The organism is uncultured Roseibium sp., from assembly GCF_963675095.2.
In the GTDB taxonomy this organism is placed as follows: domain Bacteria; phylum Pseudomonadota; class Alphaproteobacteria; order Rhizobiales; family Stappiaceae; genus Roseibium.
Map to the genome: position 1 here is coordinate 89,122 of NZ_CAXXSJ010000056.1, position 25,137 is coordinate 114,258.

Sequence of the window (25,137 nt, forward strand, 5' to 3'; positions counted from 1 at the left end):
TAAAACGGTATGATGTCAGTCGAGCCACCGGCAAAAATCGCTGCGTCGGCCCCCTTTTATCCGCGCGGGAGTGCGTCTCTTGCAGTTCGAAAAGAAACGCCAGATTGTCGATCTCGCCCATCAATCCGTTTCGGATCCGGCCAAGATCGAGCGTTTCATCAAGGAACTCTCTACGATCTACGACACGTCCCAGACCCGGTCTGCGCTTCCAGGAAGCCAAGACGGGGAAAAGGAAAAGGCTCTCGATCTTGCCGAGGCCGAGCTTCATTTCGAGCAGGCAGCGAACGCATTCACGCGCCTGTGGCGCCACAATGACTTACCCGCTCCCAGCCTGCGCGGCGAAGGCGACTTCGTTCTTCTCGACCGCAACGGAGCGATCCTCTCTGTCCATACGGAAAATGATCGAATTGCACCTTTCACAGCGGGGCAAAACGTTTTTTCCGCACCTATGGATCCGGAAGGCGAACACCTCCTCAAAGACGGTTTGAAGCAGATCTTCGGACCTCAGCCGGAAACCGTCTTCTGCATCGTTCCGTTCTACCAAGCTGACAATCAACGGACCTTGTGGGCTCTGTCTCCGGCGGTTACCGGTGAAAACGACAAGGCCGCACGGCTCAGCCGGATCGACTTCGACTGGTCCCGGGCGGCCGGCGAGGCGATAACGGAGGCCTTTGGCCTGTCGAAATCGGAACAGGAAATCCTGAAAACGCTGGTGAGCGGCCTAAGCCTGACCGAGCTGGCGACGAAACGTCAGAGATCCATCGAGACCGTGCGGACCCAGGCCAAGTCGCTTCTGACGAAGACCGGCGTCAGTTCTCAGCTCGACCTCGTGCGCCTCTTCGCCGCGATCACCCTGGTCACACCCGAACTGGCGACCCCTGTCCGCGGGAAGCCGGATGAGGGCGCCCCGCCCGGGAGCCTCACCCTGACCTTGCCGGACAATCGGCAAATGCAGGTGGAAATATACGGTCCGCCGGCCGGGCGCCCCGTGGTTTTCCTGCATAACATGTTTTCCGGCACGATCATGCCGCCGGTCGTTCTCGAAAGCCTGCACCGGCACGGGATCAGGCTGATCTGCCCCTGGCGGGCCGGCTTTGCCAAGTCGACCGCACATCCGGAAAAACCGGCCTCACCGGAACAGGCCTTCGCATCGGACCTTGCGTACCTGCTCGATGTGCTTGGTATCGGAAAAACGGTCGTCGTCGGCCACATGTCTTCGGCCATCTATGCAGCCGCGGCCGCCGCCCTGCTGCCGGACCGGTTTCAGAATGCCGCGGCCATTTCCGGTTTTCCGCCGTTCCTGGCCCGCAAGCACATAGACCATCTGCCGGCGTGGCCTCGGCTTTTTGCCTATACCGCGCGTTATTTTCCCAAAGCCCTGTCGCTTCTCGTCCGCGGCACATTCGGCCTTCTGGTGGAAAACCGGATCGAGGTCCTGTTCAACAACCTGTTTGCCGGAGCCTCGGAGGATACGGAGCTGATTTCCACCGCCGCCAACCGGGACCTTTTTCTGAATGATTTCCGCAGGGCCTTCGAACAAGGAACCGCGGCTTATGAAATCGACGCGGCGCTGGCGGCGTCCGACTGGTCCGACTGGCTGACAAGGCTCGCGCCGCGGAAGATGATGTTCATCCACGGCGTTCATGATCCTGTGACACCGCTCGATCTAGTCATCGAAATAGCCGACTTGAGGCCGGAAATCGACCTGATCCCGATTGAGGGAGCCGGTCAGCTCGCTCTCTACCAGGCCTCGGACCGGATCGTCGGCCTGCTGGCCGAACTTTGTGAATGAGAAACCGACGCGGTCGTTTTTCCGCAATCCGGCTGCCAACGCCTCAATTTTCAGCAATCAGCAAGAAATACCCCATGTGGGGTAGGCGCCATTCTCCATACCTGCCTATTGTGACAGGTGTCGGGGCCTGGATGATGCTAAAAGATGAAACACGACACTGCCTTGGACATAGTCGGAGAAATCTACGACGCGGCCCTTGAGGCCGATCAGTGGCCTGAACTCCTGACGAAGATTGCCGCATTTTGTGGCGGAGCCAACGCCGCCCTTGTGACTGTCGATCCCGATATCAACTATTCTTCGGTGCTCACGCCCGGCGCCAACCCGGACTCGCTTGTCGCCTATAACCGGCATTGGTGGCGGCACGACCCCCTTTCCGTGCTCGCAGCGAAAACGCCTTCCGGCCGGTTTATCTCGGTCGCCGACATCGATCGCGATACCTATTTTTCCAGCGCGTTCTACAATGAATTCCGGCGGTTTACCGGCTACGGAAACTACGGCGTGACCGTCCCACTCTTTCGGGAGCGGAACGCCTTCAGCACATTTGTCCTGCAGACCTCGCCTAAGAAGGATGAATTCGAGGCGCAAACATTGCAGAAGACCAGGTTGATGGTTCCCCATATCGAACGCGCCGTCTCCATTGCACGCAAACTCCATCGCCTGGACCTCCAGCGCTCTCTGATCGATTGCAGCCTCCGGTCGGACCATGCGGGACTGATTCTGGTCGACGCCAAACAACGGTGCCTGTATCTGGACGATGAAGCGGAGGATCTGCTCGCGAGCGAAACCGGGATCGTCGTGAAGAACGGCGCCGTTCAATTGCGAAACGCCAAGACCGATATCCGTCTCAAGTCCGCCATACAGTCCTGCGCCCGGATCGAGCCGCACAGGCCTTGCGGCAAACCCATTCAGGTTCAGCGTGGCCACGTACAGTCTGAGCTTACGATTGACGTTCTGCCGTATCGCTTAAATACCAGCAATCCGCATGGAGCACCTGCCGCCGCCATGCTTCTGATCCGGGATCCGGACCGAGGCAAGGTCGCGGATGTAGAGGATCTAAGGGCTCGTTTCGACCTGACGCCGGCGGAAGCCGCCCTTGCCCTTGAGATGCTCAAGGGCGACGGCCGTGCCGCCGCAGCTGCACGGTGCGGTATCTCCATCAATACGGCCAGGACCCATCTGATGCGCATCTTCGAAAAGACCGGCGTCAAGCGTCAGGCGGAGCTGATCCGTGTGTTGATGGACAGTTAAAAGCCGGTATTCAGCTCTTCCGTACCCAACGCAAAAAGCCTTTTTCGGTGCATTATTTATTTGTTTTCGTGGTCAGGATTTGTTGTTTTTTTGTCCTGTTGGTGTCGGCCTTTGGCCTCCTTGAGGTGCCTTGGTCAGTTTAAAATGTGTATCCGTTACCCAACAAAAAACCCGGCACGAGGCCGGGTTGTTTTATTTGGTTGCGGGAGGGCGCACCCATCATAACTTGCGCCCGGACGGCCGACCCATGGGGCAGGCCGATGTTGGCGAAGTTGCTAAGCAAGTAAAGGTGGTTGCGGGGACATGCACGGATCTTCACTTGCTGTTTCGCTCAGCAGCGTAGCCGCTGGCTTCGGGCAAAATGCTGCCCTTGAACAACGGAGAAGCGTAGGCGCCAAGCGGGCACCAGTTGGCGCTTACCGAGGATCGGGACTTCGCAGCAAACAAAAGACGACGAATGTCAGTCGTCGTCCGGCTGTCTGCACCCTTCAAGCCAGACATCGCCCAGCCCTTTGGGTTCGCACACGCCCTGCACTAAACGCTCAATCCTACCGGCACGCTCATCGAGGACAGTGTCGTTTTCCTCAAGTTTGAATGAACCCGGCGCGATAAGAACGGCTACTAGCCGAATGAACTCTGCGTTGCTCAATTCAATGGGCGATCGCCCGTAAATCGCAGAGCTGGCATTGTGAAAGCCCGTTATCCATCCGTCCGGCCCCTCACCCATCTCTAATGTGTCGAGCCAGAGAGCAAGGATCTGGTTCTTGGAGAGCCGAGCTTCCAGACCCATCGCATATCCTGTCTGTCGAATCTTGCCTATTCCCGGTCGGAACTTCTTAAATGCGAGGCGTTTGGAAGCCGACTGCGTGATCGTTGTCGCTCCTGCGCCAGCCGTCGAGAAATCAACTCCGGCGTGATCGGCGAAGTTCGGATCTTCCACCTGTAACAATATCGCCAGATGCTCTGCGCCGAGCGAGGCTCCTCCTCTCCCATGCGCAATCAACTCATCTGCACGATGACGCAGTTGCGGAGCATCCGACAGTGCATCCCAGTATCCTTTTCCACCATATATAAAAGCCCCAATGATCATCAGGCTCAAGAAAAGACCTGCAAATATCAAAACTCGTCTCATGCAATCTCTCAGTATGATGCATTTGGGCAGGGCGGAAGTCACGGAGCATTGAACTGCTGCAGAAACTAGGCGTCCTCAATCACAAATGCCGATGAAGGCGGCTATTCCTGGCACTCGCCGCAAAGCTATGGATGCCGAATTATGTCAACAGCGCCTGATAAAGGCATCCTTGTCAGTCCTGTTTCCAAACGTTGCATATACCATTCCGGGTGTATGAAGGCATAAGCGCAGGATGTTTAGAGAGGCCTGGTTGACACCAGTAGACCGCCAAGGCTGAGCGCCGCCGACGTGCCTCAAGTAAAGGAGCTGGCCGTCATGCCGGATGCCATCGTCAGGATCAGACTGAGGTTCGTGGCTCAATCTCCTGAGCGTCCGCTGACGTTAGGTCGCGACCGGAGGCGGCGGGGCGCAGCGCTCCAAACGGCCAGCCACCCGAAAAGTCGATGATCGCACCGGTGAGAAACCGTGTCCTGACGCTTGCGAGAAAGGCGACGACTTCGCCGATCTCATCCTGACGGGCCAACCGCCCGACGGGAACGCTCTGACGAACGTGCGCCCGCCCGACCTCAGTCCTCTCGAAAATCGCCTTGGGGTAATAGGTCTCGCTATGGAGAAAATTCGGCGCCACGGCGTTCACAACGATCCCGTCACCGGCGAGATCCACCGCCAGAGAGCGCACCAGCGCATTCGCTGCCGCGCGCGCCGCGTCGGGAAACGCCCCGCCGGAGAGCGGCAATCGCGTGCGGTTCGAGGTAATCAACACCACGTTGGCGCGAGGGGCTTGACGCAGTAGCGGCAGCGCGGCCTGAACCAGTTTGAATGGCGCCTCGACCAGATATCGGAAATTGGCTTGCAGATCTTCCGCATCCGCATCCTCGGGCAGACAGCCCGGCGCAGGAAAATGGTCGTTGCTGATGACAGCATCCAGCCGACCCTCCCGCGCCGAGATGTCCGAAATGATCTTCTTTGGGTCGATCGTCGCAACGAGCGACACCGCATCCCGGCCCGCTTGGAACCTCTCGCCGATGACAGGGTCTACAAAACCCGCATCCTGGGCGACCACTCGGTATCCAGCGTCCAATAAGCCCATCACGGCGCCCGGACCAGCAAAGTCCAGGGCATTCCTCACAAGCGCCAACGGACAATCAGACGGCATACCAGCCCCCTGATATCGACCCGATAGGCGGCGCACAAACCGGATGACTAGTGGCCAAGCGAGGTACCTCCTCTCCCAAGCGCAATCAACTCATCTGCCCGATGACGTAATTGCGGAGCATCCGACAGAGCATCCCAGTATCCTCTTCCACCAAATAGAACAGCCCCAATGATCAGCAGGCTCAAAAAGAGACCTGCAACCTTTAGAAATCGTCTCATTCAATCCCTCAATTTGATTCATTTGGGTGGGGTGGAAGCCACAGAGCATTGTACTTCTGCATAATTGCTGATGACATCAACTGCCTGGCCGGAAGGCAACCTGCTCAGGCCATAGGCGTGGAGACAAACTCCGGCAAGGCCTCGGCACGGACGGCGTAAGCTGCCCAGGCAGGAAAACGCTTACCCTCGACCACGTCCGGCACCATGCTTTGCATGAAGCTCCAGACAACAGCCATCGTAATGACAACCTGTGACCGGCCCTCAACATCCCCCGGGAGTCCGGCAACGACCTCCTCCTCAAGGGTTGAGCAGGCTGACAGAAGCTGCCTCTTCACCCTGTCGATCCAAGGTTGATGCTGCTTTTCTTCCGGTCTCAGATTATGTTCATAGATGATCTGGACTGCCTTTTCACAGGCAATCAGTGCCATACCCAACAGACGAGATGCATTGGCATGGGCTTCCAGATCTTCCGGCATGAGATGTTTGACAGAAGACGCAAGCCGTTCGACATGATCGAGAATGAGAGTTGAATCCATGAGAACAAGCCCCTCATCCGTTACCAGGGTTGGAGCTTTTACCGCGGGATTGATTGCCGCAAAAGTCTCAAAATCGCTGAAGACCGAGAGAGGCTCATGCGTGAACGGCACTCCCAGAACCTTTAATGAGATTGCGACACGGCGGACGTATGGGGAATCGAGCATGCCTATCAGGCGCATTTTCAACACTCCTAAATGTGATAAACCAAGCCGGTTTCTCTACTTCAGTCGGGGCAAGAAGGCACGGATGCGAAAACACATCCACCTATCCCAAATGCTCGCCGCACCATCACCTCCATTGCCTGCGGCAAACGGGTGCTAACGCACAGGGTTCTCGCAGAAGCATCCGGGCAGCAGCGTTGACGTCGACTCTAGCGATACCCTATACTTTTGAAGAACGAATATTTTTGAAGCCTGATTTCTGGAATCGTGAAGTGAATCCTGTTTTTGATATCGATGCCCTGCGTGCGGTGGTGGTCGGAATAGACTTGCGCAGTTTCGCGCGGGCTGCGGTGGAACTCGGACGATCACAGTCGGCCATCAGCATGCAACTCAAAAAGCTCGAGCAGCAAGCCGGCACGCAGCTTTTCGTGCGCAAGGGCAGAGGCCTGGTGCCGACCGAAGCCGGCGAAGCTCTGGCCACCTACGCCCGACAGATCATCGCGCTCAACGATGAAGCCGCGCGCGCACTGGGTGCCGCCGTGACCTCGGAAACCGTACGCTTGGGTCTGCCGCAAGATTTCTTCGACGATGTGATGCCTGCCACACTCTCGTCGTTCGCGGCCGAACACCCCAAGGCTCATGTGGAAGTCCGCGCCGGTCCAAACCACACTCTGGGTGAGGAAATCCGCGCTGGACGCCTTGATGGCGCAATTGTCTTCTTCCCCCAAGGGGCCGGTGGCGAGGGAGAGCTTCTTTTTGAATTGCCGATGAATTGGCTTGCGCACAAATCCTTGGCCGACACCACGGTGCAGAGCCGGGTTCCGCTGGTGATGTTCGATCATCCCTGTCTGTTCCGGCAGGCAACGCTTGCCACACTCGACCAGGCGGACAGACGCTGGCGGATGGCGGTGACGACACCAAGTCTGCCGGGTATATGGGGTGCGTTGCGTTCGAAGTTGGGGATCGCGGTGCGAACTGGGCACGGTGTGCCCGACGACATCGTTTGTGCCAACGATGGTCTCGGACTGCCGAGCCTCCCGGCGATCGAACTGAGGCTGCTCAGATCACAAAACGCGACGCCCGCGGCGCATGATCTGTGCGAGGCGCTGCGCAAGGAAACGATCGACCGGGTTGCTCCGCATTGAAATGCGCGGTCCGGTGAGCTTGGTGCAGCGTCATCGGATTGCCTCTGCTATTACCCGCACTACCGAGGGGTGCCCCGCCAAGGGGCTGAGATACTGTTGGCCGAACGGCAGCACAGTGACCCTTTGAACCTGATCCGGATCATGCCGGCGAAGGGACAGGTCTAAACGCCTCACGCCTTTGCCGGCCTCACTTGAGAGGCCACCATGACTACAACACCACAGCACATTTCCAAGACTCTGCCAATCGCCGCCACGATTGCTGCCGTCTTCCACGAAGAACGGATTCTTCTGGTGCGCCGGGCCAATCCGCCGGATGCCGGTAGATGGGGTTTTCCGGGCGGCAAGATCGAAGCCGGCGAACCGATAGAAACTGCCGCCGTCCGGGAACTCTTCGAGGAAACCGGAATCCGTGGGCAAGCGCACCGCGTCTTCACGGCGGTCGACGCCTTCGATCGCGACGAAAACGGCCGGCTTCGCCGACATTTCGTCCTGATCGCGGTCCTCTGCGACTGGATTGCCGGGGATCCCGTCGCAGGCGACGACGCCCTCGAGGCGCAATGGTTTCGTCTCGATGAACTGGACGATACCCGTCTCGCCCTCAGTCTCGATGTCGCCAATGTTGCCCGTCTGGCGGCCGACATCGCTAAGCAAAAGGACGGTCAATCATGATCGCCAATATCCTGACCATTGCCGGCACCGACCCGTCCGGCGGCGCCGGGATACAGGCTGACATCAAGACGTTCTCGGCACTTGGAACCTATGCCACTTCGGCGATCACCGCGGTGGTTGCGCAGAATACGCAAGGTGTCCGCTCCTACGTCGCCCTGGAACCGGCATTCGTCGCCGATCAGATCGACGCCGTGCTTGACGATGTGCGGATCGACGCGGTCAAGATCGGCATGATCGCCAATGCCCGGATCGCCGAAACGGTTGCGGATCGTCTACGTCACCATGCGGCGCGCAACATCGTGCTCGACCCGGTCATGGTGGCCAAGAGCGGGCACGCCCTGCTCGATGAGGATGCGATCACCGCAGTGCGCGAGTTGCTTGTCCCGCTTGCGACGTTGATCACCCCCAACCTGCCGGAAGCTGCCGTGCTGCTGGAGCGCGAGGACGATTGGACGATCGAGGCAATGCGCATGGCGCTGCCTGATCTACTCGCTTTAGGTCCCGAATGGGTGCTTCTGAAGGGCGGGCACCTGCAGGATAGCGGCGAGAGTAATGATCTCCTGCACGATCCCAGAGGCACCGTCACCTTTGCCGCCCCACGCATCGCGACCCGCAACGATCACGGCACTGGCTGCACGCTGTCCTCTGCCATCGCCGCGCTGCTGCCGTCACGCGGTATGCAAGACAGTGTGCGCGAGGCCAAAGCATTCCTCCATGGCGCCCTGGCGGCAAGCGATGCACTCGACGTCGGACACGGTCACGGCCCAGTGCATCATTTTTACCGTCTGTGGCCGTCTGCCTGATACCGCACTGAGGAACCGGTCATGCAACATCGCATATCCGTCGGCACGCTAGTTCTTAATGAGAACAGGCTTCTGCTCGCCCGACACTACAGCCCCGGCCGCTACGATTTCTGGGCGCCCCCTGGTGGTGGCGTGGAGGGCGACGAGGAACTCCAGACTGCAGCTGAGCGTGAGACCTTCGAGGAAACCGGAATATGCGCTCAGGCGTTGCGGATCGCCTATATCGACGAGTTGATCGATAGCGACGGACGGATGGTAAAATTCTGGTTTTTCTCGCATTACCTGTCGGGCGAGATCAACGTGCATTCCAATCCGGCGGCAGAAGAGCGGATTACCGAGGCGGGTTGGTTCAGGCAGGAGGAGTTGCCTGCGGGGCATGTCTTTCCGGCAGCTCTGCGGGATGACTTCTGGTGTCATTCATTCAGCGGATTTCCCGCACCGATCAAGTTGCCGCTACTGAAATCCATATTCTAGGCCACGCCTTCGACAGCAAAGCCCGCGCCAGATGTGTTGATTATCGTGCCGGGCGCGCGGGTGCAATTGTCTTGAGATCCTGCCTGACCATCATGTTTACGCGAAAAATGTCAGCCTGGAGCCCAGACTCACCGATGCTGCGCTTTGCTCAAATGGCAGCTTCTGCGTCAATTAGATCGTGAAGTAATACGCGCTCAGCACGAGGCCGACAATGATGACCACCATGCGCAGCGCGCCGGCAGGAATGCGCCTCGCTAAACGTGCCCCTCCGTAGCCCCCAATGAGCGCCCCGAACAGAACTGCGATGGTCTGAAGCCAGGCAACAGCGCCCGCCAAAGCGAACACCAGCACCGAGATTGTCGTGATAATCGTTGCGAGCCAGTTCTTTTGGGCGTTGGCCATCTGCACATCACGGATGCCGATAATCGTCAGAGCCGCCATCAGCAAAACACCCAGACCAGCTCCAAAGTAGCCACCATAAACGGCAAACAGAAATTCGACACCGCTCGTCATCCAGCGGGATTGAGACTGCAACCGCGCAGAAATGGACGCGAGTGCGGGACCAAATGCGAACAGCAAGGTTGCTGCAAGAAGGAGCCACGGCACCAATCCTTCAAATGCAACGGCTCCCGTCTGAAGGAGTAGACCTGCTCCAAGCAGCCCACCGAGGGCGACGATAGCACTCCGAAGCAGCAATGGTCGCCCCGCCACTCTGAGCTCATCCCGATAAGCCGGAACGGCGGCAGCATGACCCGGATAAATCGCAACGGCATTCGACGCGTTGGCTGTCAACGGATCAAGGCCCGAAGCGATCAAGGCCGGAAAGGTGAAAAATGTCCCGCCGCCCGCGATGGCGTTTACGCCACCGCCGACAATGCCCGCGAAGAATAGAAAGAAGAGGATCAAAGGGTCCAAAGGAATACCACGCCCAAATAGTTGCTTGTCGCCAGAAGCCTAGGGACTGATGAATGGGCTGTATTGTATGTTTGTGATCCGAAAAGATCAGCCTTTAGCGTAGCGCCCCGGTGACGTGCCATAGCTTGCTTTGAACTGACGTCCCAGATGTGCCTGGTCCGTGAAGCCAAGGTCAACTGCCACGGAAGCGATACTCTCTCCCTCAGCAATCCTTCGCCGTGCCTGACTGAGTTGCGCTGCCTTCATGTGGGCATAAGGCGAAATACCTGCTTCTCTTTGGTAACGCCTGATCTGCCCTTCCCGGCTCTCGGGCCAATCCGATGTATCTGCAGCGGCAAAGGAGAATGGCTCGATGCGCGAGTCTTCCCAAATAGGTATCGCGTCAGAAATGAGATCGAGAAGGGCATAGCAGTGTTGACCCAAGCACGCTTCAACCTTTTCACCTATCCAAGAAGGAAGGCTCTCAATTCGCAAGAGGCGGGCGGCTGAGTTCGAAAGCCCATCTGGTTCAACATATGCATTGAAGCCCGCCCATGCCCCTTCACGTGCCACATGAACTACACCGGCTGGAATGATCAACGCGCATGATGCTTCGATACAGACGGTCGCGGTTCCAAGAGTGACTTGGCGCGACCCCTCGGTGAGCAGCATCACTTGCACTACATCGTGCAAATGCGGCTTGAGCCGCGTGCCCGGAACACCGTCCGGAACACCAAACTCAACATCGTCGCTGCGAAAATAGGTCCACATACTGGTAGATTAGCAGGAAAGTTGAAGCGCGCTAAAGCGGCCATTTGTGAGGACGCAGCAAAATTGCGCGTTGTCCCGCACAGCCGACATTTCTGACGCGGATTACCGAGGCGGGTTGGTTCAGGCAGGAGGAGCTGCCTGTGAGGCATGTCTTTCCGGCGGCTCTGCAGGATGACTTCTGGTGTCATTCATTCAGCGGATTTCACGCACCGATCAAGTTGCCGCTACTGAAATCCATATTCTAGGCCGCGCCTTCGACAGCAAAGTCCATACCAGATGTGTTGATTATCGCGCCGGGGCGCGGGTGCAATTGTCTTGAGATCCTGCCTGACCATCATGTTTACGCGAAAAATGTCAGCCTGGAGCACAGACTCACCGATGCTGCGCATTTGATGAATGTTGGCTTGCGCCGCAAATTTAAGCGATCGCTGGAAGCCTTTGCCGAGGGGACGCCAAGAGAAGGTTGCAAGAATGGCGACGCCAGTTGCGGCGACGATGAACGGCACAGTCAAAGCCGTCTCTCGCTCGGAGAAACCGCTCGCCAAATTCACAATCACTCCGGATGCGACCAGACCGAGGGGCATCATGCCCCAAGCGAATAGGCGATAGACAGAGTTGACCCTGCCTCTGATCTCGTCTGGCACGACGCGCTGGCGATAAGAGATCGAGAGCGTGTTCCAGACAATGCCGCTGAGGTAGAAGAGAAACAGCCGAGCCAGTCTTCCAGCTCATCGAAGATAGGTTTGGCGTGTGCTTGCCTGACGGCGGTGCGCTCCGGCGGCGGTTTTCCGCGTGCCCGCTTTTCGATTTCGTAGAGCTTGGCGATCCGCTGGATGGTCTCAGCGGCAATCGCTGATCCCTGGGAGGCGTGCTCATCGACTAACTTGCGCAGGATATGGGCCATACAGGCCGGCTCGCTTGCCGCTGTCGACCTCAGCTTTCTTCAGCCATTCATGCAGCGTCGCTGGAGCGCAGCCGATCTTGGCTGCGATAGAAGAAACTGCGGCCCACCGGGACGGATGTTCGGCTTCATGCTCCAGCACCATCCGGATGGCACGTTCGCGGACTTCAGCTGAAAACTTGTTTGTCGTCTTGCTCATATCGGCTCCACTTTCTCAGAAGTTGGAGCCTCCGGCAAACCCGGGGCGATTCAGTCCGCTATGAGCCCGGTACAGTCTAGTGCTGCGCAATGCGTGAACGTCCGCTATCCTGAATACTCAGGCAAGCGATTCGTACGTTACGGTTGCCGTTGGGGCGAAACAAAATCACTCACTTCTGCGAAACACTGCTCAGGTGCTTCGAGATGTGGCCAATGTCCCGCATCGGCGATTTCAATCAGTTTAGAATCCTCTCCAACAGCATTGAGCGCGCTTCGAAACGCGGCTTTGCGAACGTTAGGTTCATCCTCGCCATACACGATCAATGCAGGTATGCGCGTGGGCGCAGTTGAATTGTTCGAGCTCTGTGCAGTCTTCCTAAGTCGGTAATACTCAATCGCAGCTCTTGAGCGCTCCGGAGGTCTCAAGGCGTCGCGCACTCTGGTCAGGTGGGATGTAGGTACGTCCCAATTTGGACTCCATAGCCGGTAGAGCCGCTTGATTTCTCGGAAATCCCCACGACGAAACCACCAACCTGACAGGGCACCGAGGCCGAGGTAAATGTTATGAGGGCGTGCCCATCGCTCTCGCCAACCGCTTGGTGCAACGGCTAGTGGCGCAATCGCAAAGGTCACGATCCGGCTCACCCGCTCTGGGTACATTGCAGCAATGGCGTAAGCCGTTGACGCACCCCAGTCATGGCCGATGATCACCGCCTTTTCACATTGAAGATGATCTAACAGCTCCAGTACGTCCAGAGCGAGACGATCTATCGAATAGGCCCCTGTTTCAGAGACGTCAGACGGTACGTAGCCCCGCATCGCCAAAGCGACAAACGTATAGCCCTCTGCAACCAGCCTCGATGCCATTTGATCCCATGTCCGAAACGTATCGGGAAAGCCATGTAAGGCGATGACGAGTGGTCCGCTTCCGTTGCAGGTATAGCGGAGAGTCAGCGCATCCGAGGATCGAAACTCTAACAAGCTCATGGGGTTCAAGATATACTGCGAATGAGGCAAACAACCGACTTTTTCAACACTATCTCCACATAGCCGACATTTCAGACAATGCGCGCCTTGCAGACTTCTGCGAGGGCATCAAGCTTTTCACAAGCCATCTACGCCTCGACACACCTGGTAACGGGTTTGCTCCGACAGGCACTGATTTCAGTTGCGAGTGCTCGCGCTGCCGTTTCCGGGTCCGGCTGACCGCAAATGGCCGAAACCACGGCAACACCCCGCGCTCCCGCTGACAATGCGGGCGCAACGTGCCGAGCCTTGAGCCCACCGATGGCGACGGCCGGGATGGGGCTGGCGGCAATAAGCGCTGCGAGACCGTCGAATCCCACTGGCAACTTGTGATCAAGCTTGCTTGGCGTGGCAAAAACAGGGCCTGCACCGATATAGTCCGCCAATGCGGGGTCCGCCCCGGCGGCCAATTCGGGAGTCTCGACGGAAAGACCAAGGATCGCCTTTCGGCCGATCCGGGCGCGCGCCTCGGCCACAGACATGTCGCCCTGCCCGATATGGAGACCATCCGCACCGATGGCGACAGTGGCCGCCACATCGTCATTGACGATCAGTTTCGCGTTCGTGCCGGCGAGTGCATCCTGCAGGGCACGGCCAATCTCGATCAGGCGTTGGGTGTCGGCCTGCTTGTCGCGCAATTGCACCATCGTGGCCCCGCCCGCCACCGCACGGCGGGCGGTTTCGATCATCCCGATCCCGGCGCAAAGGCCGGGATCCAGCACGAGATAGACAGAAAGGTCGAAGTCCTTCATGCGGCGGCCTCCTCCACACGGTGAATCTCCGCTTCGCCATCGAGCATATCCGGCGTCACCGCATGAAGCGCGTCGAGGAACCTCGGTGCAAAGCTTCCCGGTCCCTCTGCACCCTTGTGCGCCAGGCTGCCCGCCACGGCGAAATGGGCGAGTGCCGCGACGACAGCATAGAACGCATCATCGGCCACCGCTGCATAAGCTCCGCACAGGCAGGTCAACGAGCAGCCAAGGGCTGTGTTCAACGGCATCCATGGCGATCCGCCAGTGATCCGCACCGAACGGGTGCCGTCGGTGACGAAGTCCACGGCACCCGTGACCGCGACGACGCTGCCGCTTTGCCTTGCCAAACGGCGCGTGCCGTCCTCAGCGGCGTCAACCGGGTCGCGTCCGTCAACGCCCTGGCCCCGGCTGACCTCGCCGGCCAGCGACAGGATCTCCGATGCGTTGCCGCGAATGATCGTCGGGCGCAGGGCGACAAGTTCCGCCGAGACCCGGCGGCGAAAGCCGGTCGCCTGACAGGCCACCGGGTCGAACACCCAGGCCCGCCCCGCCGCTCCGGCCCCGGCGATGGCGGCACGCATGCCGTCGACGAAGCGCGGCGAAAGCGTGCCTATATTGATAGTCAGTGCCCCCGCGATCCGCGCGAACTCGTCCGCTTCCTCGGGGTCGGACACCATCGCGGGGCTTGCGCCAGCAGCCAGCAGCACATTGGCTGCAATATTCATAGCGACGTAGTTGGTAATGCACTGAACCAGCGGCAAGTCTCTCCTGAGCGCGGCCAGAAGGGTTCCGGGTGTCTCGTTCATATTGCGTCCTCCAGCGGCAGATAGAGATCACCACCTTCGCGGAATTTTTCGGCCATCGCCGCCATGCCCTCCTTCTGGGCCTCGGCCCGGATGTCATGGGAAATACGCATCGAGCAGAATTTCGGCCCGCACATGGAGCAAAAATGCGCCACCTTGTGCGCCTCCTTGGGCAGCGTCTCGTCATGCATCGAGCGCGCGGTTTCGGGATCGAGTGAAAGGTTGAACTGGTCCTCCCAGCGGAATTCGAACCGCGCGCGGCTGAGCGCGTCGTCACGGAGCCGCGCCGTCGGATGCCCTTTGGCAAGATCGGCGGCATGTGCTGCGATCTTGTAAGTGATGACCCCGGTCTTCACATCGTCGCGGTCCGGCAGGCCGAGATGCTCCTTGGGCGTCACGTAGCAGAGCATCGCCGTACCGAACCAGCCGATCATCGCCGCGCCTATGCCGGACGTGATGTGGTCGTAGCCGGGCGCGATGTCGGTTGTCAGCGGTCCGAGCGTATAGAACGGCGCCTCGCCGCAGACTTCGAGCTGTTTGTCCATGTTGGCCTTGATCTTGTGCATCGGCACGTGACCCGGCCCCTCGATCATCACCTGACAGTCCTTCGCCCAGGCGATCTGCGTCAGTTCCCCGAGCGTTTCCAATTCAGCAAACTGCGCCTGGTCATTGGCATCTGCGATGGAACCTGGGCGCAGGCCGTCGCCCAGCGAAAAGGACACGTCATAGGCGCGGGCGATGTCGCAGATCTCATCAAAATGCTCGTAGAGGAAGCTCTCCTTGTGGTGGTGTAGGCACCACTTGGCCATGATCGAACCGCCGCGGCTGACGATTCCGGTCACCCGATCCACCGTCATCGGGATCATGTGCAGCCTCAAGCCCGCATGAATGGTGAAATAGTCGACGCCCTGCTCGGCCTGCTCGATCAACGTGTCGCGATAGACCTCCCAGGAGAGCTCCTCGGCGATGCCGCCAACCTTCTCCAGCGCCTGGTAGAGCGGCACCGTGCCGATGGGCACGGGTGCGTTGCGGATGATCCAGTCGCGAATATTGTGGATGTTGCGGCCGGTCGAGAGGTCCATCACCGTATCGGCGCCCCAGCGGATGGCCCAAACCATCTTTTCCACCTCCTCGGCCATTGAGGACGTCACCGCCGAATTACCGATATTGGCATTGATTTTGACGAGGAAATTGCGCCCAATCGCCATCGGCTCGACCTCGGGATGGTTGATGTTGGCCGGGATGATCGCCCTGCCCTTCGCCACCTCGTCGCGGACGAATTCCGGGGTGATGAAATCGGGGATCTCCGCGCCGAAGGCTTCGCCGTCACGGATCTGCGCCTGCTTTGCCGCCTGCCGACCAAGATTTTCGCGGATAGCGACGAACTCCATCTCCGGTGTCACGATCCCCGCGCGGGCATAGGCCATCTGGGTGACGGCGCGGCCACTCTTCGCGCGCCGCGGTTGGTGTCGCACCGGAAACTCCGGCGTCAGGCGCTCCCCCTGGGCAAAGCCGTTATCCTCAGGCTTCACATGGCGGCCTGCATAGGATTCCGTATCGCCCCGAGCGGCGATCCAGCCCTCGCGCGGCCGCGGCAGACCGCGCTCGATGGCGATTTCGGCTTCGGGATCCGTATAAGGACCCGAGCTGTCATAGACGGTCACGGGTGGTTCGCCCGCCGTGGGGTGCAGGTCGATCTCGCGCATGGGAACGCGGATCTCGGGGTGGAGAAGGCCTGCCTGCCAGACGCGGCACGAGGCGGGCAACGGTCCCGTGGTAACGATTGGGGAAAGGTCTTTCATCGGTCGGAGCCTCCGGTGCTCGAAGCGTTGGAGACCCAGTTCGCCGCAATGAATGGAGAATAGCCGCGTGAAACACGCCGTAGAAGTCTCGGCCAAAGCCGCGCAGCCCGAACACCATCCCTACGCCAGTATGAACTGGATCAGGTTCATCGGGTCACTGCGCTGCGCGGACCTGGCGGACCGGCTATCAGAATCTCAGCCCCTTGACGGGACCCCCCGGGTGAATGCGTAAACACTGCGACCCGATCAGGCCTTTGTCAACCGCTGGAAAGAGGTAAATAATATACCCGTTTTCTTGAACTGATACTCAAATAATATTCATTTTTCTAAATAATAAGGGGCGTGTAGACTCGCGATAGCGACAATCGGAATTGCGAACATGCCTCCAGATTCACCAATTGGTTTCATCGGTCTTGGCACGATGGGCACGCCTATGGCCCTGAACCTCGTGCGGGCCGAAACGCCGCTCGTCGTTTGGAACCGCACAAGGAATCGATGCGCGCCTCTGGAAAAGGCAGGCGCGACGATTGCCTCTGACGCTGAGGAGCTGTTCGCGAGATGCGAAACGGTCATCCTTATGCTGGAGAACGACACGGCGACGGATGCCGTGCTCGATCGCCTAGGTCCGGAATTCACCTCCCGCGTCGCCGGCCACACCATCGTCTCCATGGGCACAGTATCGGCTGACTATTCGAAGCATCTGGCCGGTGACATCCGCTCCGCAGGGGGGCGCTACGTCGAAGCACCGGTCTCGGGCTCGCGCCAGCCGGCAGAAGCCGGGCAACTGATCGGCATGCTAGCCGGTGCCCCCCGGGATCGCGCACGTCTACGGGCGATCCTCGCACCGGTCTGCAAAGAAATCTTTGACTGCGGCCCGGTGCCCGCCGCCCTCCAGATGAAACTCGCGATCAACACCTTCCTGATCACGATGGTCACGGGGTTAGCCGAGGCTTCCCATTTCGCTGAGCGACATGACCTCGACATGAGTCGCTTCACTGATATTCTGAATGCGGGCCCTATGGCAAGCGACGTCTCCCGGGTCAAAATTGGAAAGCTCGCGCAGCACGACTTCAGCCGCCAAGCGGGGATATCAGACGTGCTCAAGAACAACCGTCTCGTGGTAGAGGCCGCCCGTGATGCCGGTATCGCGTCCCCCCTGATGGATGCCTGCCTGTCCCTCTACAGAGAGACCGAAGACCTTGGGTTTGCGGAAGACGACATGATATCGGTTCTCCGCGCGATCGAGGCCCGCGCCCCGGCCCCTTGATCACGCGCCCGCGATGGCGTCTTCTGTCACAGTACCGCCCCCCTTGGAAGGAGCCCACCCTCTTGCTGATTGTCCATCTCTCCGACCTGCACCTCAGAGTCGCCGGCCAGCTTTATCAGGGGCTGGTGGATTCGAACGCACTCTTCGATCTCGCCCTAGACACGCTTCTGGACCTGACCCCGGCACCCGACCTGGTGATCATCGGCGGCGATCTGGTCGACGAGGGCACCGAGGCAGAGTACGCGACGGTGAGAAAGGCGCTGGCCCGACTGCCTAAGCCCGTCCTGGCGATCCCCGGCAACCATGACGACCGGGAGAACTTCCGCCGATGTCTGGGGGAACGGCTGCTGTCCCTACCCCGGACGGGCCCGCTGCATCAGGATACGGGTCACCGCTGGCCAGTGCGGGTAATCGCCCTCGACGTCACGGTTCCGGGCGCGCATCACGGAGAGATCACCGACGAGACGCTGGACTGGCTGGGCGCACGTCTGCGCGAAGCGCCCGGCCATCCGACCCTGCTGCTGATGCATCAGCCGCCGGTCGAGAGCGGCATGGGCTTCATCGACGCCTATCGGTGCGAGGGCGGCGACCGCCTCGCCCGGCTGCTCACCGGCTTCGACAATATCGAACGCGTTCTCTGCGGACATATCCACCGGCCGATGCAGGCCCGGTTTGGCGGCAGCCTGCTGATGACCGCGCCCAGCACCGCCACCTCCATCGCGCTGCGCCTTGAGCGGGAGGCCGAGCCCGCATCGTTCTTGGAACCCCCGGCGTTTCTGCTGCATCACCTCCGGCCGGGGCAGGCACTGACCAGCCATTGGGTGCCGGTGGGCCGGTTTCCCGGCCCGCTCCCCTTCTTCTGAGTTGCCGTCCCGAAGTTGCGCTGGGGCCGGACATTTCTCCGCCAGCCTCGATCTGGACCTGCAACGATGCGCGGACATCCTGAAAGCGGGGCCCATAGCCAGCGACGTAGCCCTAGCGAAGATCAACAAGCTGACCCGACGCGGCGTCCTGCGTCAGGCGGGAATCTCGGACGTGTTGAAAATGCCCGTCTCATGACCCAGGTTGCCCGGTCACAAGCATTGCCCATCCCCTGATGCAGGCCTGCGAGGCGTCTTTTGCCGGGACCGAGGCCCAGCCTGTCATGGCGAAGCGTCCTGAGGCGTGATAACCGGCCCCACGATCGCCTGATCGAACGCCGCACACACCGCCGCGACCTCTTGCGGATCATGCGGCACGCTCAAGTCCGACAGCGCCTTGAAGAAGCGTTCGTGGTGGGCGGGTGTGGAGACGAGCGTCATCCTGGCCGGGCTTGCGCCAAGAGCTGAGAAGCCATGCGTGACACCTTGCGCGACATAGACATGCTGGCCAGGCTCGACCGTTATTCTGTCTTCGCCGACCAGAAACAGAAAAGCACCTTCGGCCACGTGAAAGACTTTCTCTTCATGGAAGGAGATATGCGCCGGCGCGCCCGTCCCCGGTGCAACCGTCATGTCCATGACGGTGAAAGGGGCCTTGTCGCCGCCCAACAGGACATCGGCATCGATGCCTGAAAAGCTCGCCCTGCTTATGGGGGACAACGCGCCGCTGACAAGTGACTTGGCTTCAACATCGGGGGTCATGGACAATCTCCTTGTTTCCTTTTCCCCAAGACTAGACGATAGCCATTATCCAGATTAGTAGTCATATTATGCCAACTATGGACATTATTCTGCACAATGATCAAACTTGATCCATTGCTGACGTTCATCGAGGTCGTTCGCGCCGGAAGCTTCTCGTCCGCGGCCAAACGCCTCGCAATGCCCCGTTCGACAGTCAGTCTACACGTCAGAAACCTGGAGGCGTCTCTTGGGACACGCCTTCTCAAGCGTTCGACCCGATCCCTTTCATTGACGGATGAGGGCCGGCAACTGTTCGATCAGGCCGGAGATGGGCTGACCGTTCTGACATCTGCCTTGGAAGCGGTTCGCCACAAGCCCGGAACGCTGAGCGGGTTGATCCGATTGACAGCCCCTGCTGATTTTCCGACGGAGTTCCTTGCCGCGGCGGTGACGCAATTCCAGGACCTCCATCCGGCTGTTCGCTTTGAGATCATGCTGACAAATGCCGCATTGGACCTGATCGGCGACAACGTGGATATCGCAATCCGAATCGGGGAGCGTGGCGGCTCTGAGCGTGTGGAGAGACGCCTGCAGGATATCGCCTGGCAATTTTGCGCCGGTGCCGAATGGATTCAAGGCAAGGGCGAGCCCGATGCTGTCGCGGACATCCGGAATTTCATTTCTCCGATGCCGGGGTTGCGGTCGTTTCTGGAACAGAGCGTCCTCGGTGGTATGAAACTGCCCGATGGCGTCATTACCGTGGACAACCATCTCCTGTCCCGCGACCTTGTTCTGAAAGGTTCCGGCATAGCCTTGCTTCCGAAGGGTATGTTGGACAAGGCCATCACCGAAGGACGGGTCGTGACCGTACTCGACCACGCCATCCAGGCCACGACCCGCTTGAATCTCACATTCCCGAGCCGGGCCGATATGGTGCCACGCGTCCGGGCATTCGCCGAGTACTTGCTCCGCCCTCGGACGGTCGGATCGGTCTGATTTCACAATGGCCTCTGTCCCCGGGAGCCGACATCAAAGACCGGTCTTTGCGACTATAGCCGACAGGGACCTTCCTTCGGACCAATGTGCAGCGTGCCAACCCGAAGCTAGGGCGGTCGTTAGATTGGCGTGGGTATCGTCCAACAAAAGCAACTGATCTGGCGGAAAGCCCGAGAGCGCGCCGGCCTTCTCGAAGAAGCTTCTATCCGGTTTTCGGCATCCCAGCGCTGCCGAATAAAAGATATCATCGCAGTGATTTCTCAGGCCGAGCACGTCAAGTAGGTACTTCGCCCGAATGTGTTCTTGATTGGTTGCCAGAAACACCATTCTCCCGGACTTGCGCTGCTGGTCGACTTCTCTAAGAAGGCGCAAATTCAGCCGCGCATCGTTCGAGAACCAGTAAGCAACAAATTCATCACAGGAGAGATGCGGCGCTATCTTTGCCAAGATGGGCTCTAGATGATCGATCAAGTCTGCCTGACCAATGACAATGTCGCCCCAGTAGGGCGCAAAGAACTCTCTTTGCAGAATCTCCACCGAGACACCGAGGTCATGTTCGATGGTTGATGCCCAAGGCTTCCCGTCCGAAGGGCGCCCACAAATCAAGACGCCATCCACATCAATCATTAAGCCGTTGATCATATCATATTACTTCTGTTTTCTCAGTTGCCGATATGGAATAACCAGCTATAGCCGATTGGCGCCTAACGACTGCGTCAGGCTCGGCAGCGTGTAGAGCAACGGGTCGGCAAGGTGACAAATCTCGTAGCGCGTCGCTGAGTGGTCCGCGCACTCACCATCCGTGACCAGAACCCTCACCGTCCGCCAGGACCGAGTGTCCACCCCCCACCGTAGCCGCCACGGTGCCTTGGGCCGAAGATACGTCGCGGCACCAGGCCGCCTCGCTCGCCAGCGCTGCCGTCAGATCGGCATCCACCGGAATGTCGCACTCTTTCGTCGAGAGAAACTTCGGAGCCGTACCGGTGCCGCGCCGGGCCTCTATTGCGACGTAGGTCCGTATTGACGGACGACCGAACGACCGGGTCACGACGTCGAAGCCACCATCGCACAGAAACTTGCGAAAGGCGTCCTCCTGACGCCAGAGATAGAGGGAGGAATACTCGTTAGCGACGGCCCCGAGGCAGCCTATCTCCCGGACCAGGAAGGCCTTGAAATACAGTTCCGGCACGGCCGACCAACGTCCACCGCGTTCATTCGCCCGGGAGCGTATAAGACTCATGTCGTAGTGGGCGGGCAGGCGGTGAGCGTAGTGGGCGATCATCATGACATGGTCTTTTGTATCGGGTGAGGCTTCAGCGGCATTGCGTTGTGGTGAAGCTGAGCAACCGCATAAAATCCGCTTTCCAACGTTCTTGGCGTCAATTTTTTAGATCGCCTAAACTTCACGAAAACGAAACTCGTATTTCAATTATATTTGTTATTAGAAAGTGTAAGACGCTGCTAGCTTCGACGTCAACCCGTTGAGCGGATCAATGACGAGATTCAAGAAGGTGGCGCGAGATGACCACGAAAGTAACGACAATCAGCAGTGACCATCGTGGCGGCTTTATTATCGTGCTTGCCGGTAGCGTCGTGCTCGCCTTGGCTTTCGGCGTGCGCTCGGTCTTCGGCGGCATTGTCCAGCCCCTTTCAAGCGACCTGTTCGGCGGCAGTATCGAAGTCTTCTCGCTTTCGATCGCAATTCAAAACCTGGTCTGGGGCCTCGCGCAGCCGGGCTTCGGGATCATCGCCGACAAGTTCGGCGACCGGCGCGCCTTGTGGCTCGGATTTGGCTGCTATGTCGCCGGCATGCTGATCTGCATTGTCGGCACCACGCCGTTGGCCCAGCATGTCGGCGCTGGCGTCCTTGTCGGCATGGGGATTTCAGGGACCGCGTTCGGAGTTGTCCTGGCGGTGGTCGGACGGGCGGCTCCGGAAGACAAACGGAGCCGCTATCTCGGCATCACATCAGCCATGGGGTCGACCGGGCAAGTCATCCTGCCGCTTCTGGTATCCTGGTTGATCGAATGGCTCGACTGGCGGATGACACTGTTGATCGTCACCTTTGCGCTCGCCCCCATGGCGCTGTGCATTCCTTTTCTTCGCGCGAATGTGAGGAATTTGAGCCAAACGACAGCAAGTGCGGAGAGCATTTCAATCACGCGGACAGTCAGAAAGGCATTCGGGCACTCGAGCTATACGCTGCTCAGCGCCGGGTTCTTCGTCTGCGGCTTTCATCTCGCTTTCATCACGGCGCATCTTCCGAATTACGTCCAGAATTTCTGTGTCTCGACAGCGTCCGCGGCGGAGCTGCGCGCGCTGGGCCTTCAGGCGCTTGCGCTGGCCGGTTTTGCCAACATCTTCGGCACTCTCTTCGCGTCGTATCTGGGAACCAGATTTCCGAAACCCTATGTGCTTGCCGCAATATACGCGCTGCGGGCGCTCGCGATCCTGATCTTCATTTCCCTACCGGTGACACCGGCTTCGGTCATGATCTTCGCGCTCATCATGGGCGCGCTCTGGCTGTCGACCGTGCCGCTGACAAGCGCGTTGGTCTTGACGATGTTCGGTCCGCGCGCGATGGGAACCCTGTTTGGCTTCGTGTTCCTGAGCCACCAGCTCGGCGGGTTCGCCGGGGTGTGGCTCGGAGGCGTATTCTTCGATCACTACGCCAGTTACGATCAGGTCTGGTATCTGGCGATCGTCCTCGGTGCACTCTCGGCCTTCGCGCATCTTCTCGTTCAGGAGCGTGCGGCTCCCCGCACCGGTTTGGCCTATGGCGAATGAACTTCTTCTTCTTTGGCTTGCAGCGTTTCCGCTCATGGGAAGTCCCGGGCCGGCTACCATGAGCCTGGCCGGCCTCGGCACAGCCTTCGGTTTCCGCCCCAGCCTCAGCTACCTTGTTGGTATCATCACGGGAACGACCATCGTTCTGCTTATGATCGCGACAGGCGTTACCGCCCTTGTCCTTGCTCAGCCGATCCTTCTCACGGCGCTGACGATCCTCGCCGGGATCTACATTCTCTATCTCGCCTGGAAAATCGCTTCAGCGCCCGTCGGCCCGCTCGCTCCGCGCTCGGAGCATGCGCCGGCATTTGTGCCAGGCTTCAGTCTGGCTATTGCGAATCCGAAGGCCTTTGCTGCGATCGGCGCAGTCTATGCGGGTCACACCCTCGCCGCGGATAACCTCACGGCCGATGCCGTCTACAAACTGGCTGCGCTCGTGCTCGTTATTGTGATCGTCAACACGGCATGGCTCGCCTTTGGCGCTACCTTTTCAAGAATTCTGAAGAATCCGGTTGCTGGACGGGCGGCGAACATCCTCTTCGCCACCATGCTGGTGGCGTCAGTTGGTTTGGCGCTGATCGCAGCATAGAGCCGAATAGAAATTCCAAACTCACAAAATTCCATGGACACAGAATTTGACGGTGGAGCATTTAGAACGATCAAAAAAGCAAAACCGCGCTGCAGTTGAAGTTCGTCATCTGCGATATTGCATAGCTGCCTCGGATCACGGCAGTTTTCGCAAAGCGGCGGCGGCGCTCGGCGTTCAGATGTCAACGATCAGCCGTGCCATTCGTGATTTGGAAGACCGCCTTGGTGCGTCCCTGTTCCAACGTCACGTTGGCGGAGTCGATCTGACATATGCCGGGGAACAGTTCCTCCACCGGGCCCGCATCGCATTGGAGCAAATCAACGGTGGTATCAGGGATGTCAACGCCGTCGGACGCGCCGAAATCGGGCGGATTAGAGTAGGTATATTTTCTTCACTTGCCGGCGGATTTCTCTCGGACTTGTTACGCACTTATGACCGCGATCACCCCAAAGTCCGAATCGATCTCTCCGACGGCAATGCGGCGGACCAAGTTGCGGCGATCCGGGGAATGAGGCTGGATGTAGCCTTTTTGGCGGGGACAGAAAATTGGCCTGATTGCGAAATCGATAACCTGTGGTCGGAACAGGTTTTCGCGGTTCTTCCGGCGGGAAGTGCATTAGCCGACAAACAATGCCTGGAATGGAGCGACCTGGCCGAGGAGACCTTTATCGTCGGCGAGACAGCACCCGGTCCTTATGTTCACAACTACCTCGTGCAACGGATCGCCAATCTCGGTATTCACCCAGACATCCAGCCGCAACGGGTCGGCCGAGACAATCTCCTGTCCCTCGTAGCAGTAGGCCGCGGACTGACGATCACCAGCGAAGCGACCACGGTCGCGCGCATTCCTGGCGTCGTCTTTAGGCCGATAGCCGGAGAGGTCCTCTCCTTCAGCGCCGTCTGGTCGCCCAAGAACGACAACCCCGCATTCCGCCGCTTTCTCAGCAGAGCACGAACAATATCAGCTTGCTGGCGTTCTGGCGAACGCGCTCTTGTCCCGTCGTGGTGAGCCTATGAATATTCGACGAGACAACAAGGTGCGAAAGCGTACGGTCAGCTGGTCCTGTGGTGGGGCCGACCATGATATCAAGAGCAGAGATCTGGTCGCGTTCTTTGATACTGAAACACCGACTGTGCTGGTTCGCATCGCCGTAGCGCGTAGGTGGGTCTCGATGGGAGCTCTCACGCCGAAAGCTGGCGAGACTTACGCAAACGGGAAAAAGCTCGATCTGTGGCCATGAAGCGCTGAAGCATTGGAGCGATCAGTTTCGCTGGTTCAGGTGCTACCTGACCCGTTTCCCGCGCCAAGACTTCCGCGTAGGCAAGTAAGTCTCGATGCGTGTCCGCAGGGAGTTCGACAGTCACCTTCACCGGCTTGTCGTCTGGTATGGCAGATAATTTGAGTTTCGTCATCG

Annotated in this window: 27 protein-coding genes, 1 pseudogene and 2 riboswitches; of the genes and pseudogenes, 12 read left to right on the forward strand and 16 right to left on the reverse strand. The window is 59.1% G+C overall.

Translation table 11 applies throughout. From position 1 onward, the window contains the following. Positions 1-79: 79 nt before the first annotated feature. Both ABIN98_RS21765 and ABIN98_RS21770 read left to right on the forward strand, forming a co-directional pair. Positions 80-1,792 (forward strand): alpha/beta fold hydrolase, encoded by a 1,713-nt coding sequence (locus tag ABIN98_RS21765; RefSeq protein WP_346913085.1) that lies wholly within the window; start codon positions 80-82, stop codon positions 1,790-1,792. Between the two features lie 144 nt (positions 1,793-1,936). Beyond that, a complete protein-coding gene (locus ABIN98_RS21770) occupies positions 1,937-3,040 on the forward strand; it encodes a helix-turn-helix transcriptional regulator (RefSeq protein ID WP_346913087.1) in 1,104 nt (367 codons plus the stop codon). A gap of 460 nt (positions 3,041-3,500) precedes the next feature. On the opposite strand, the gene ABIN98_RS21775 is transcribed toward ABIN98_RS21770, so the two are convergent. The 3 genes from ABIN98_RS21775 to ABIN98_RS21785 all read right to left on the reverse strand — a co-directional run bounded on the left by ABIN98_RS21775 (position 3,501) and on the right by ABIN98_RS21785 (position 6,262). After that, the gene (locus ABIN98_RS21775; protein WP_346913089.1) at positions 3,501-4,172 is read right to left on the reverse strand and encodes a transglycosylase domain-containing protein; all 672 of its coding nucleotides are present in this window, start codon (positions 4,170-4,172) and stop codon (positions 3,501-3,503) included. Between the two features lie 337 nt (positions 4,173-4,509). Further along, on the reverse strand, positions 4,510-5,235 hold the full coding sequence (locus ABIN98_RS21780; RefSeq protein WP_346913091.1) for an SDR family oxidoreductase: 726 nt from the start codon (positions 5,233-5,235) through the stop codon (positions 4,510-4,512). Positions 5,236-5,650: 415 nt separating this feature from the next. Further along, a complete protein-coding gene (locus tag ABIN98_RS21785) occupies positions 5,651-6,262 on the reverse strand; it encodes a glutathione S-transferase (RefSeq protein ID WP_346913093.1) in 612 nt (203 codons plus the stop codon). A gap of 179 nt (positions 6,263-6,441) precedes the next feature. Here ABIN98_RS21785 and ABIN98_RS21790 point away from each other — a divergent pair, with 179 nt between their 5' ends. The 4 genes from ABIN98_RS21790 to ABIN98_RS21805 all read left to right on the forward strand — a co-directional run bounded on the left by ABIN98_RS21790 (position 6,442) and on the right by ABIN98_RS21805 (position 9,335). Next, positions 6,442-7,389 (forward strand): LysR substrate-binding domain-containing protein, encoded by a 948-nt coding sequence (locus tag ABIN98_RS21790; protein WP_346913095.1) that lies wholly within the window; start codon positions 6,442-6,444, stop codon positions 7,387-7,389. A gap of 55 nt (positions 7,390-7,444) precedes the next feature. Continuing rightward, a riboswitch (TPP riboswitch) is annotated at positions 7,445-7,563 on the forward strand. A gap of 30 nt (positions 7,564-7,593) precedes the next feature. Then, positions 7,594-8,058, forward strand: a complete 465-nt coding sequence (locus ABIN98_RS21795; RefSeq protein ID WP_346913097.1) for an NUDIX hydrolase — start codon at positions 7,594-7,596, stop codon at positions 8,056-8,058. Further along, the gene (gene thiD / locus ABIN98_RS21800; protein WP_346913099.1) at positions 8,055-8,861 is read left to right on the forward strand and encodes a bifunctional hydroxymethylpyrimidine kinase/phosphomethylpyrimidine kinase; all 807 of its coding nucleotides are present in this window, start codon (positions 8,055-8,057) and stop codon (positions 8,859-8,861) included. Before ABIN98_RS21795 ends, thiD begins: the two co-directional genes overlap by 4 nt. Before the next feature lie 21 nt (positions 8,862-8,882). After that, complete coding sequence (locus tag ABIN98_RS21805; protein WP_346913101.1) at positions 8,883-9,335, forward strand: NUDIX domain-containing protein; 453 nt, start codon at positions 8,883-8,885, stop codon at positions 9,333-9,335. 171 nt (positions 9,336-9,506) lie between these two features. Here the strand turns inward: ABIN98_RS21805 and ABIN98_RS21810 are convergent, their stop codons facing one another. From ABIN98_RS21810 to thiC, 9 genes and pseudogenes are all read right to left on the reverse strand, one after another. Further along, positions 9,507-10,241 (reverse strand): sulfite exporter TauE/SafE family protein, encoded by a 735-nt coding sequence (locus ABIN98_RS21810; protein ID WP_346913103.1) that lies wholly within the window; start codon positions 10,239-10,241, stop codon positions 9,507-9,509. 96 nt (positions 10,242-10,337) lie between these two features. Beyond that, positions 10,338-11,000, reverse strand: a complete 663-nt coding sequence (locus ABIN98_RS21815; protein ID WP_346913105.1) for a helix-turn-helix transcriptional regulator — start codon at positions 10,998-11,000, stop codon at positions 10,338-10,340. Between the two features lie 224 nt (positions 11,001-11,224). Next, positions 11,225-11,551: a hypothetical protein gene (locus ABIN98_RS21820; protein WP_346913107.1), complete on the reverse strand. Its 327-nt coding sequence runs from the start codon at positions 11,549-11,551 to the stop codon at positions 11,225-11,227. Between the two features lie 32 nt (positions 11,552-11,583). After that, the gene (locus ABIN98_RS21825; protein ID WP_346913108.1) at positions 11,584-11,904 is read right to left on the reverse strand and encodes a transposase; all 321 of its coding nucleotides are present in this window, start codon (positions 11,902-11,904) and stop codon (positions 11,584-11,586) included. 1 nt (position 11,905) lies between these two features. Continuing rightward, positions 11,906-12,100, reverse strand: a pseudogene (locus ABIN98_RS21830) (transposase); the annotation flags it as partial. A gap of 137 nt (positions 12,101-12,237) precedes the next feature. Continuing rightward, positions 12,238-13,086, reverse strand: a complete 849-nt coding sequence (locus ABIN98_RS21835; RefSeq protein ID WP_346913324.1) for an alpha/beta hydrolase — start codon at positions 13,084-13,086, stop codon at positions 12,238-12,240. A 128-nt stretch (positions 13,087-13,214) separates the two neighbouring features. Further along, entirely contained in the window at positions 13,215-13,877 is a 663-nt protein-coding gene (gene thiE, locus ABIN98_RS21840; RefSeq protein ID WP_346913110.1) for a thiamine phosphate synthase, read from the reverse strand. After that, positions 13,874-14,683, reverse strand: a complete 810-nt coding sequence (thiM, locus tag ABIN98_RS21845) for a hydroxyethylthiazole kinase (RefSeq protein ID WP_346913112.1) — start codon at positions 14,681-14,683, stop codon at positions 13,874-13,876. Before thiM ends, thiE begins: the two co-directional genes overlap by 4 nt. Further along, on the reverse strand, positions 14,680-16,482 hold the full coding sequence (gene thiC, locus ABIN98_RS21850) for a phosphomethylpyrimidine synthase ThiC (protein ID WP_346913114.1): 1,803 nt from the start codon (positions 16,480-16,482) through the stop codon (positions 14,680-14,682). The genes thiM and thiC overlap by 4 nt, the downstream gene beginning before the upstream one ends. 99 nt (positions 16,483-16,581) lie before the next feature. Continuing rightward, positions 16,582-16,711, reverse strand: a riboswitch (TPP riboswitch). A gap of 150 nt (positions 16,712-16,861) precedes the next feature. Here thiC and ABIN98_RS21855 point away from each other — a divergent pair. Then, positions 16,862-17,749 carry an NAD(P)-dependent oxidoreductase gene (locus ABIN98_RS21855; protein ID WP_346913116.1) on the forward strand — a complete coding sequence of 296 codons (888 nt, stop codon included), beginning with the start codon at positions 16,862-16,864 and terminating at the stop codon, positions 17,747-17,749. A 62-nt stretch (positions 17,750-17,811) separates the two neighbouring features. Then, positions 17,812-18,612, forward strand: coding sequence for a phosphodiesterase (locus tag ABIN98_RS21860; protein ID WP_346913118.1), 801 nt, complete (start codon positions 17,812-17,814; stop codon positions 18,610-18,612). A gap of 279 nt (positions 18,613-18,891) precedes the next feature. Here the strand turns inward: ABIN98_RS21860 and ABIN98_RS21865 are convergent, their stop codons facing one another. After that, positions 18,892-19,371: a cupin domain-containing protein gene (locus ABIN98_RS21865; RefSeq protein ID WP_346913120.1), complete on the reverse strand. Its 480-nt coding sequence runs from the start codon at positions 19,369-19,371 to the stop codon at positions 18,892-18,894. A gap of 96 nt (positions 19,372-19,467) precedes the next feature. On the opposite strand from ABIN98_RS21865, the gene ABIN98_RS21870 reads away from it, so the two are divergent. Next, positions 19,468-20,346: a LysR family transcriptional regulator gene (locus ABIN98_RS21870; protein WP_346913122.1), complete on the forward strand. Its 879-nt coding sequence runs from the start codon at positions 19,468-19,470 to the stop codon at positions 20,344-20,346. 33 nt (positions 20,347-20,379) lie between these two features. On the opposite strand, the gene ABIN98_RS21875 is transcribed toward ABIN98_RS21870, so the two are convergent. Together ABIN98_RS21875 and ABIN98_RS21880 are read right to left on the reverse strand one after the other, a co-directional pair. Further along, positions 20,380-20,988 carry an HAD-IA family hydrolase gene (locus ABIN98_RS21875; protein WP_346913124.1) on the reverse strand — a complete coding sequence of 203 codons (609 nt, stop codon included), beginning with the start codon at positions 20,986-20,988 and terminating at the stop codon, positions 20,380-20,382. A 151-nt stretch (positions 20,989-21,139) separates the two neighbouring features. After that, positions 21,140-21,631, reverse strand: coding sequence for a DUF4865 family protein (locus tag ABIN98_RS21880; RefSeq protein WP_346913126.1), 492 nt, complete (start codon positions 21,629-21,631; stop codon positions 21,140-21,142). 236 nt (positions 21,632-21,867) lie between these two features. Here ABIN98_RS21880 and ABIN98_RS21885 point away from each other — a divergent pair, with 236 nt between their 5' ends. From ABIN98_RS21885 to ABIN98_RS21895, 3 genes are read left to right on the forward strand one after another with little or no spacing between them, the layout of a single operon-like run. Then, on the forward strand, positions 21,868-23,133 hold the full coding sequence (locus ABIN98_RS21885; RefSeq protein WP_346913128.1) for an MFS transporter: 1,266 nt from the start codon (positions 21,868-21,870) through the stop codon (positions 23,131-23,133). Between the two features lie 34 nt (positions 23,134-23,167). Further along, positions 23,168-23,722: a LysE family transporter gene (locus ABIN98_RS21890; RefSeq protein ID WP_346913326.1), complete on the forward strand. Its 555-nt coding sequence runs from the start codon at positions 23,168-23,170 to the stop codon at positions 23,720-23,722. Between the two features lie 52 nt (positions 23,723-23,774). Further along, the gene (locus ABIN98_RS21895) at positions 23,775-24,731 is read left to right on the forward strand and encodes a LysR family transcriptional regulator (protein ID WP_346913328.1); all 957 of its coding nucleotides are present in this window, start codon (positions 23,775-23,777) and stop codon (positions 24,729-24,731) included. Positions 24,732-24,904: 173 nt separating this feature from the next. On the opposite strand, the gene ABIN98_RS21900 is transcribed toward ABIN98_RS21895, so the two are convergent. Beyond that, the gene (locus ABIN98_RS21900; protein ID WP_346913130.1) at positions 24,905-25,135 is read right to left on the reverse strand and encodes a DUF2274 domain-containing protein; all 231 of its coding nucleotides are present in this window, start codon (positions 25,133-25,135) and stop codon (positions 24,905-24,907) included. Positions 25,136-25,137 lie beyond the last annotated feature (2 nt).

Excerpts from the sequence above, each read along its gene's own strand:
- ABIN98_RS21770 (WP_346913087.1), top strand. The coding sequence starts at position 1,937 with ATGAAACACGACACTGCCTTGGACATAGTCGGAGAAATCTACGACGCG.
- ABIN98_RS21900 (WP_346913130.1), bottom strand. The coding sequence starts at position 25,135 with ATGACGAAACTCAAATTATCTGCCATACCAGACGACAAGCCGGTGAAG.
- ABIN98_RS21785 (WP_346913093.1), bottom strand. The coding sequence starts at position 6,262 with ATGCGCCTGATAGGCATGCTCGATTCCCCATACGTCCGCCGTGTCGCA.
- ABIN98_RS21890 (WP_346913326.1), top strand. The coding sequence starts at position 23,168 with ATGGGAAGTCCCGGGCCGGCTACCATGAGCCTGGCCGGCCTCGGCACA.
- ABIN98_RS21875 (WP_346913124.1), bottom strand. The coding sequence starts at position 20,988 with ATGATCAACGGCTTAATGATTGATGTGGATGGCGTCTTGATTTGTGGG.
- ABIN98_RS21825 (WP_346913108.1), bottom strand. The coding sequence starts at position 11,904 with ATGGCCCATATCCTGCGCAAGTTAGTCGATGAGCACGCCTCCCAGGGA.
- ABIN98_RS21795 (WP_346913097.1), top strand. The coding sequence starts at position 7,594 with ATGACTACAACACCACAGCACATTTCCAAGACTCTGCCAATCGCCGCC.
- thiC (WP_346913114.1), bottom strand. The coding sequence starts at position 16,482 with ATGAAAGACCTTTCCCCAATCGTTACCACGGGACCGTTGCCCGCCTCG.
- ABIN98_RS21870 (WP_346913122.1), top strand. The coding sequence starts at position 19,468 with ATGATCAAACTTGATCCATTGCTGACGTTCATCGAGGTCGTTCGCGCC.
- thiM (WP_346913112.1), bottom strand. The coding sequence starts at position 14,683 with ATGAACGAGACACCCGGAACCCTTCTGGCCGCGCTCAGGAGAGACTTG.
- thiD (WP_346913099.1), top strand. The coding sequence starts at position 8,055 with ATGATCGCCAATATCCTGACCATTGCCGGCACCGACCCGTCCGGCGGC.
- ABIN98_RS21880 (WP_346913126.1), bottom strand. The coding sequence starts at position 21,631 with ATGATGATCGCCCACTACGCTCACCGCCTGCCCGCCCACTACGACATG.
- ABIN98_RS21805 (WP_346913101.1), top strand. The coding sequence starts at position 8,883 with ATGCAACATCGCATATCCGTCGGCACGCTAGTTCTTAATGAGAACAGG.
- thiE (WP_346913110.1), bottom strand. The coding sequence starts at position 13,877 with ATGAAGGACTTCGACCTTTCTGTCTATCTCGTGCTGGATCCCGGCCTT.
- ABIN98_RS21855 (WP_346913116.1), top strand. The coding sequence starts at position 16,862 with ATGCCTCCAGATTCACCAATTGGTTTCATCGGTCTTGGCACGATGGGC.
- ABIN98_RS21865 (WP_346913120.1), bottom strand. The coding sequence starts at position 19,371 with ATGACCCCCGATGTTGAAGCCAAGTCACTTGTCAGCGGCGCGTTGTCC.
- ABIN98_RS21815 (WP_346913105.1), bottom strand. The coding sequence starts at position 11,000 with ATGTGGACCTATTTTCGCAGCGACGATGTTGAGTTTGGTGTTCCGGAC.
- ABIN98_RS21775 (WP_346913089.1), bottom strand. The coding sequence starts at position 4,172 with ATGAGACGAGTTTTGATATTTGCAGGTCTTTTCTTGAGCCTGATGATC.
- ABIN98_RS21885 (WP_346913128.1), top strand. The coding sequence starts at position 21,868 with ATGACCACGAAAGTAACGACAATCAGCAGTGACCATCGTGGCGGCTTT.
- ABIN98_RS21835 (WP_346913324.1), bottom strand. The coding sequence starts at position 13,086 with ATGAGCTTGTTAGAGTTTCGATCCTCGGATGCGCTGACTCTCCGCTAT.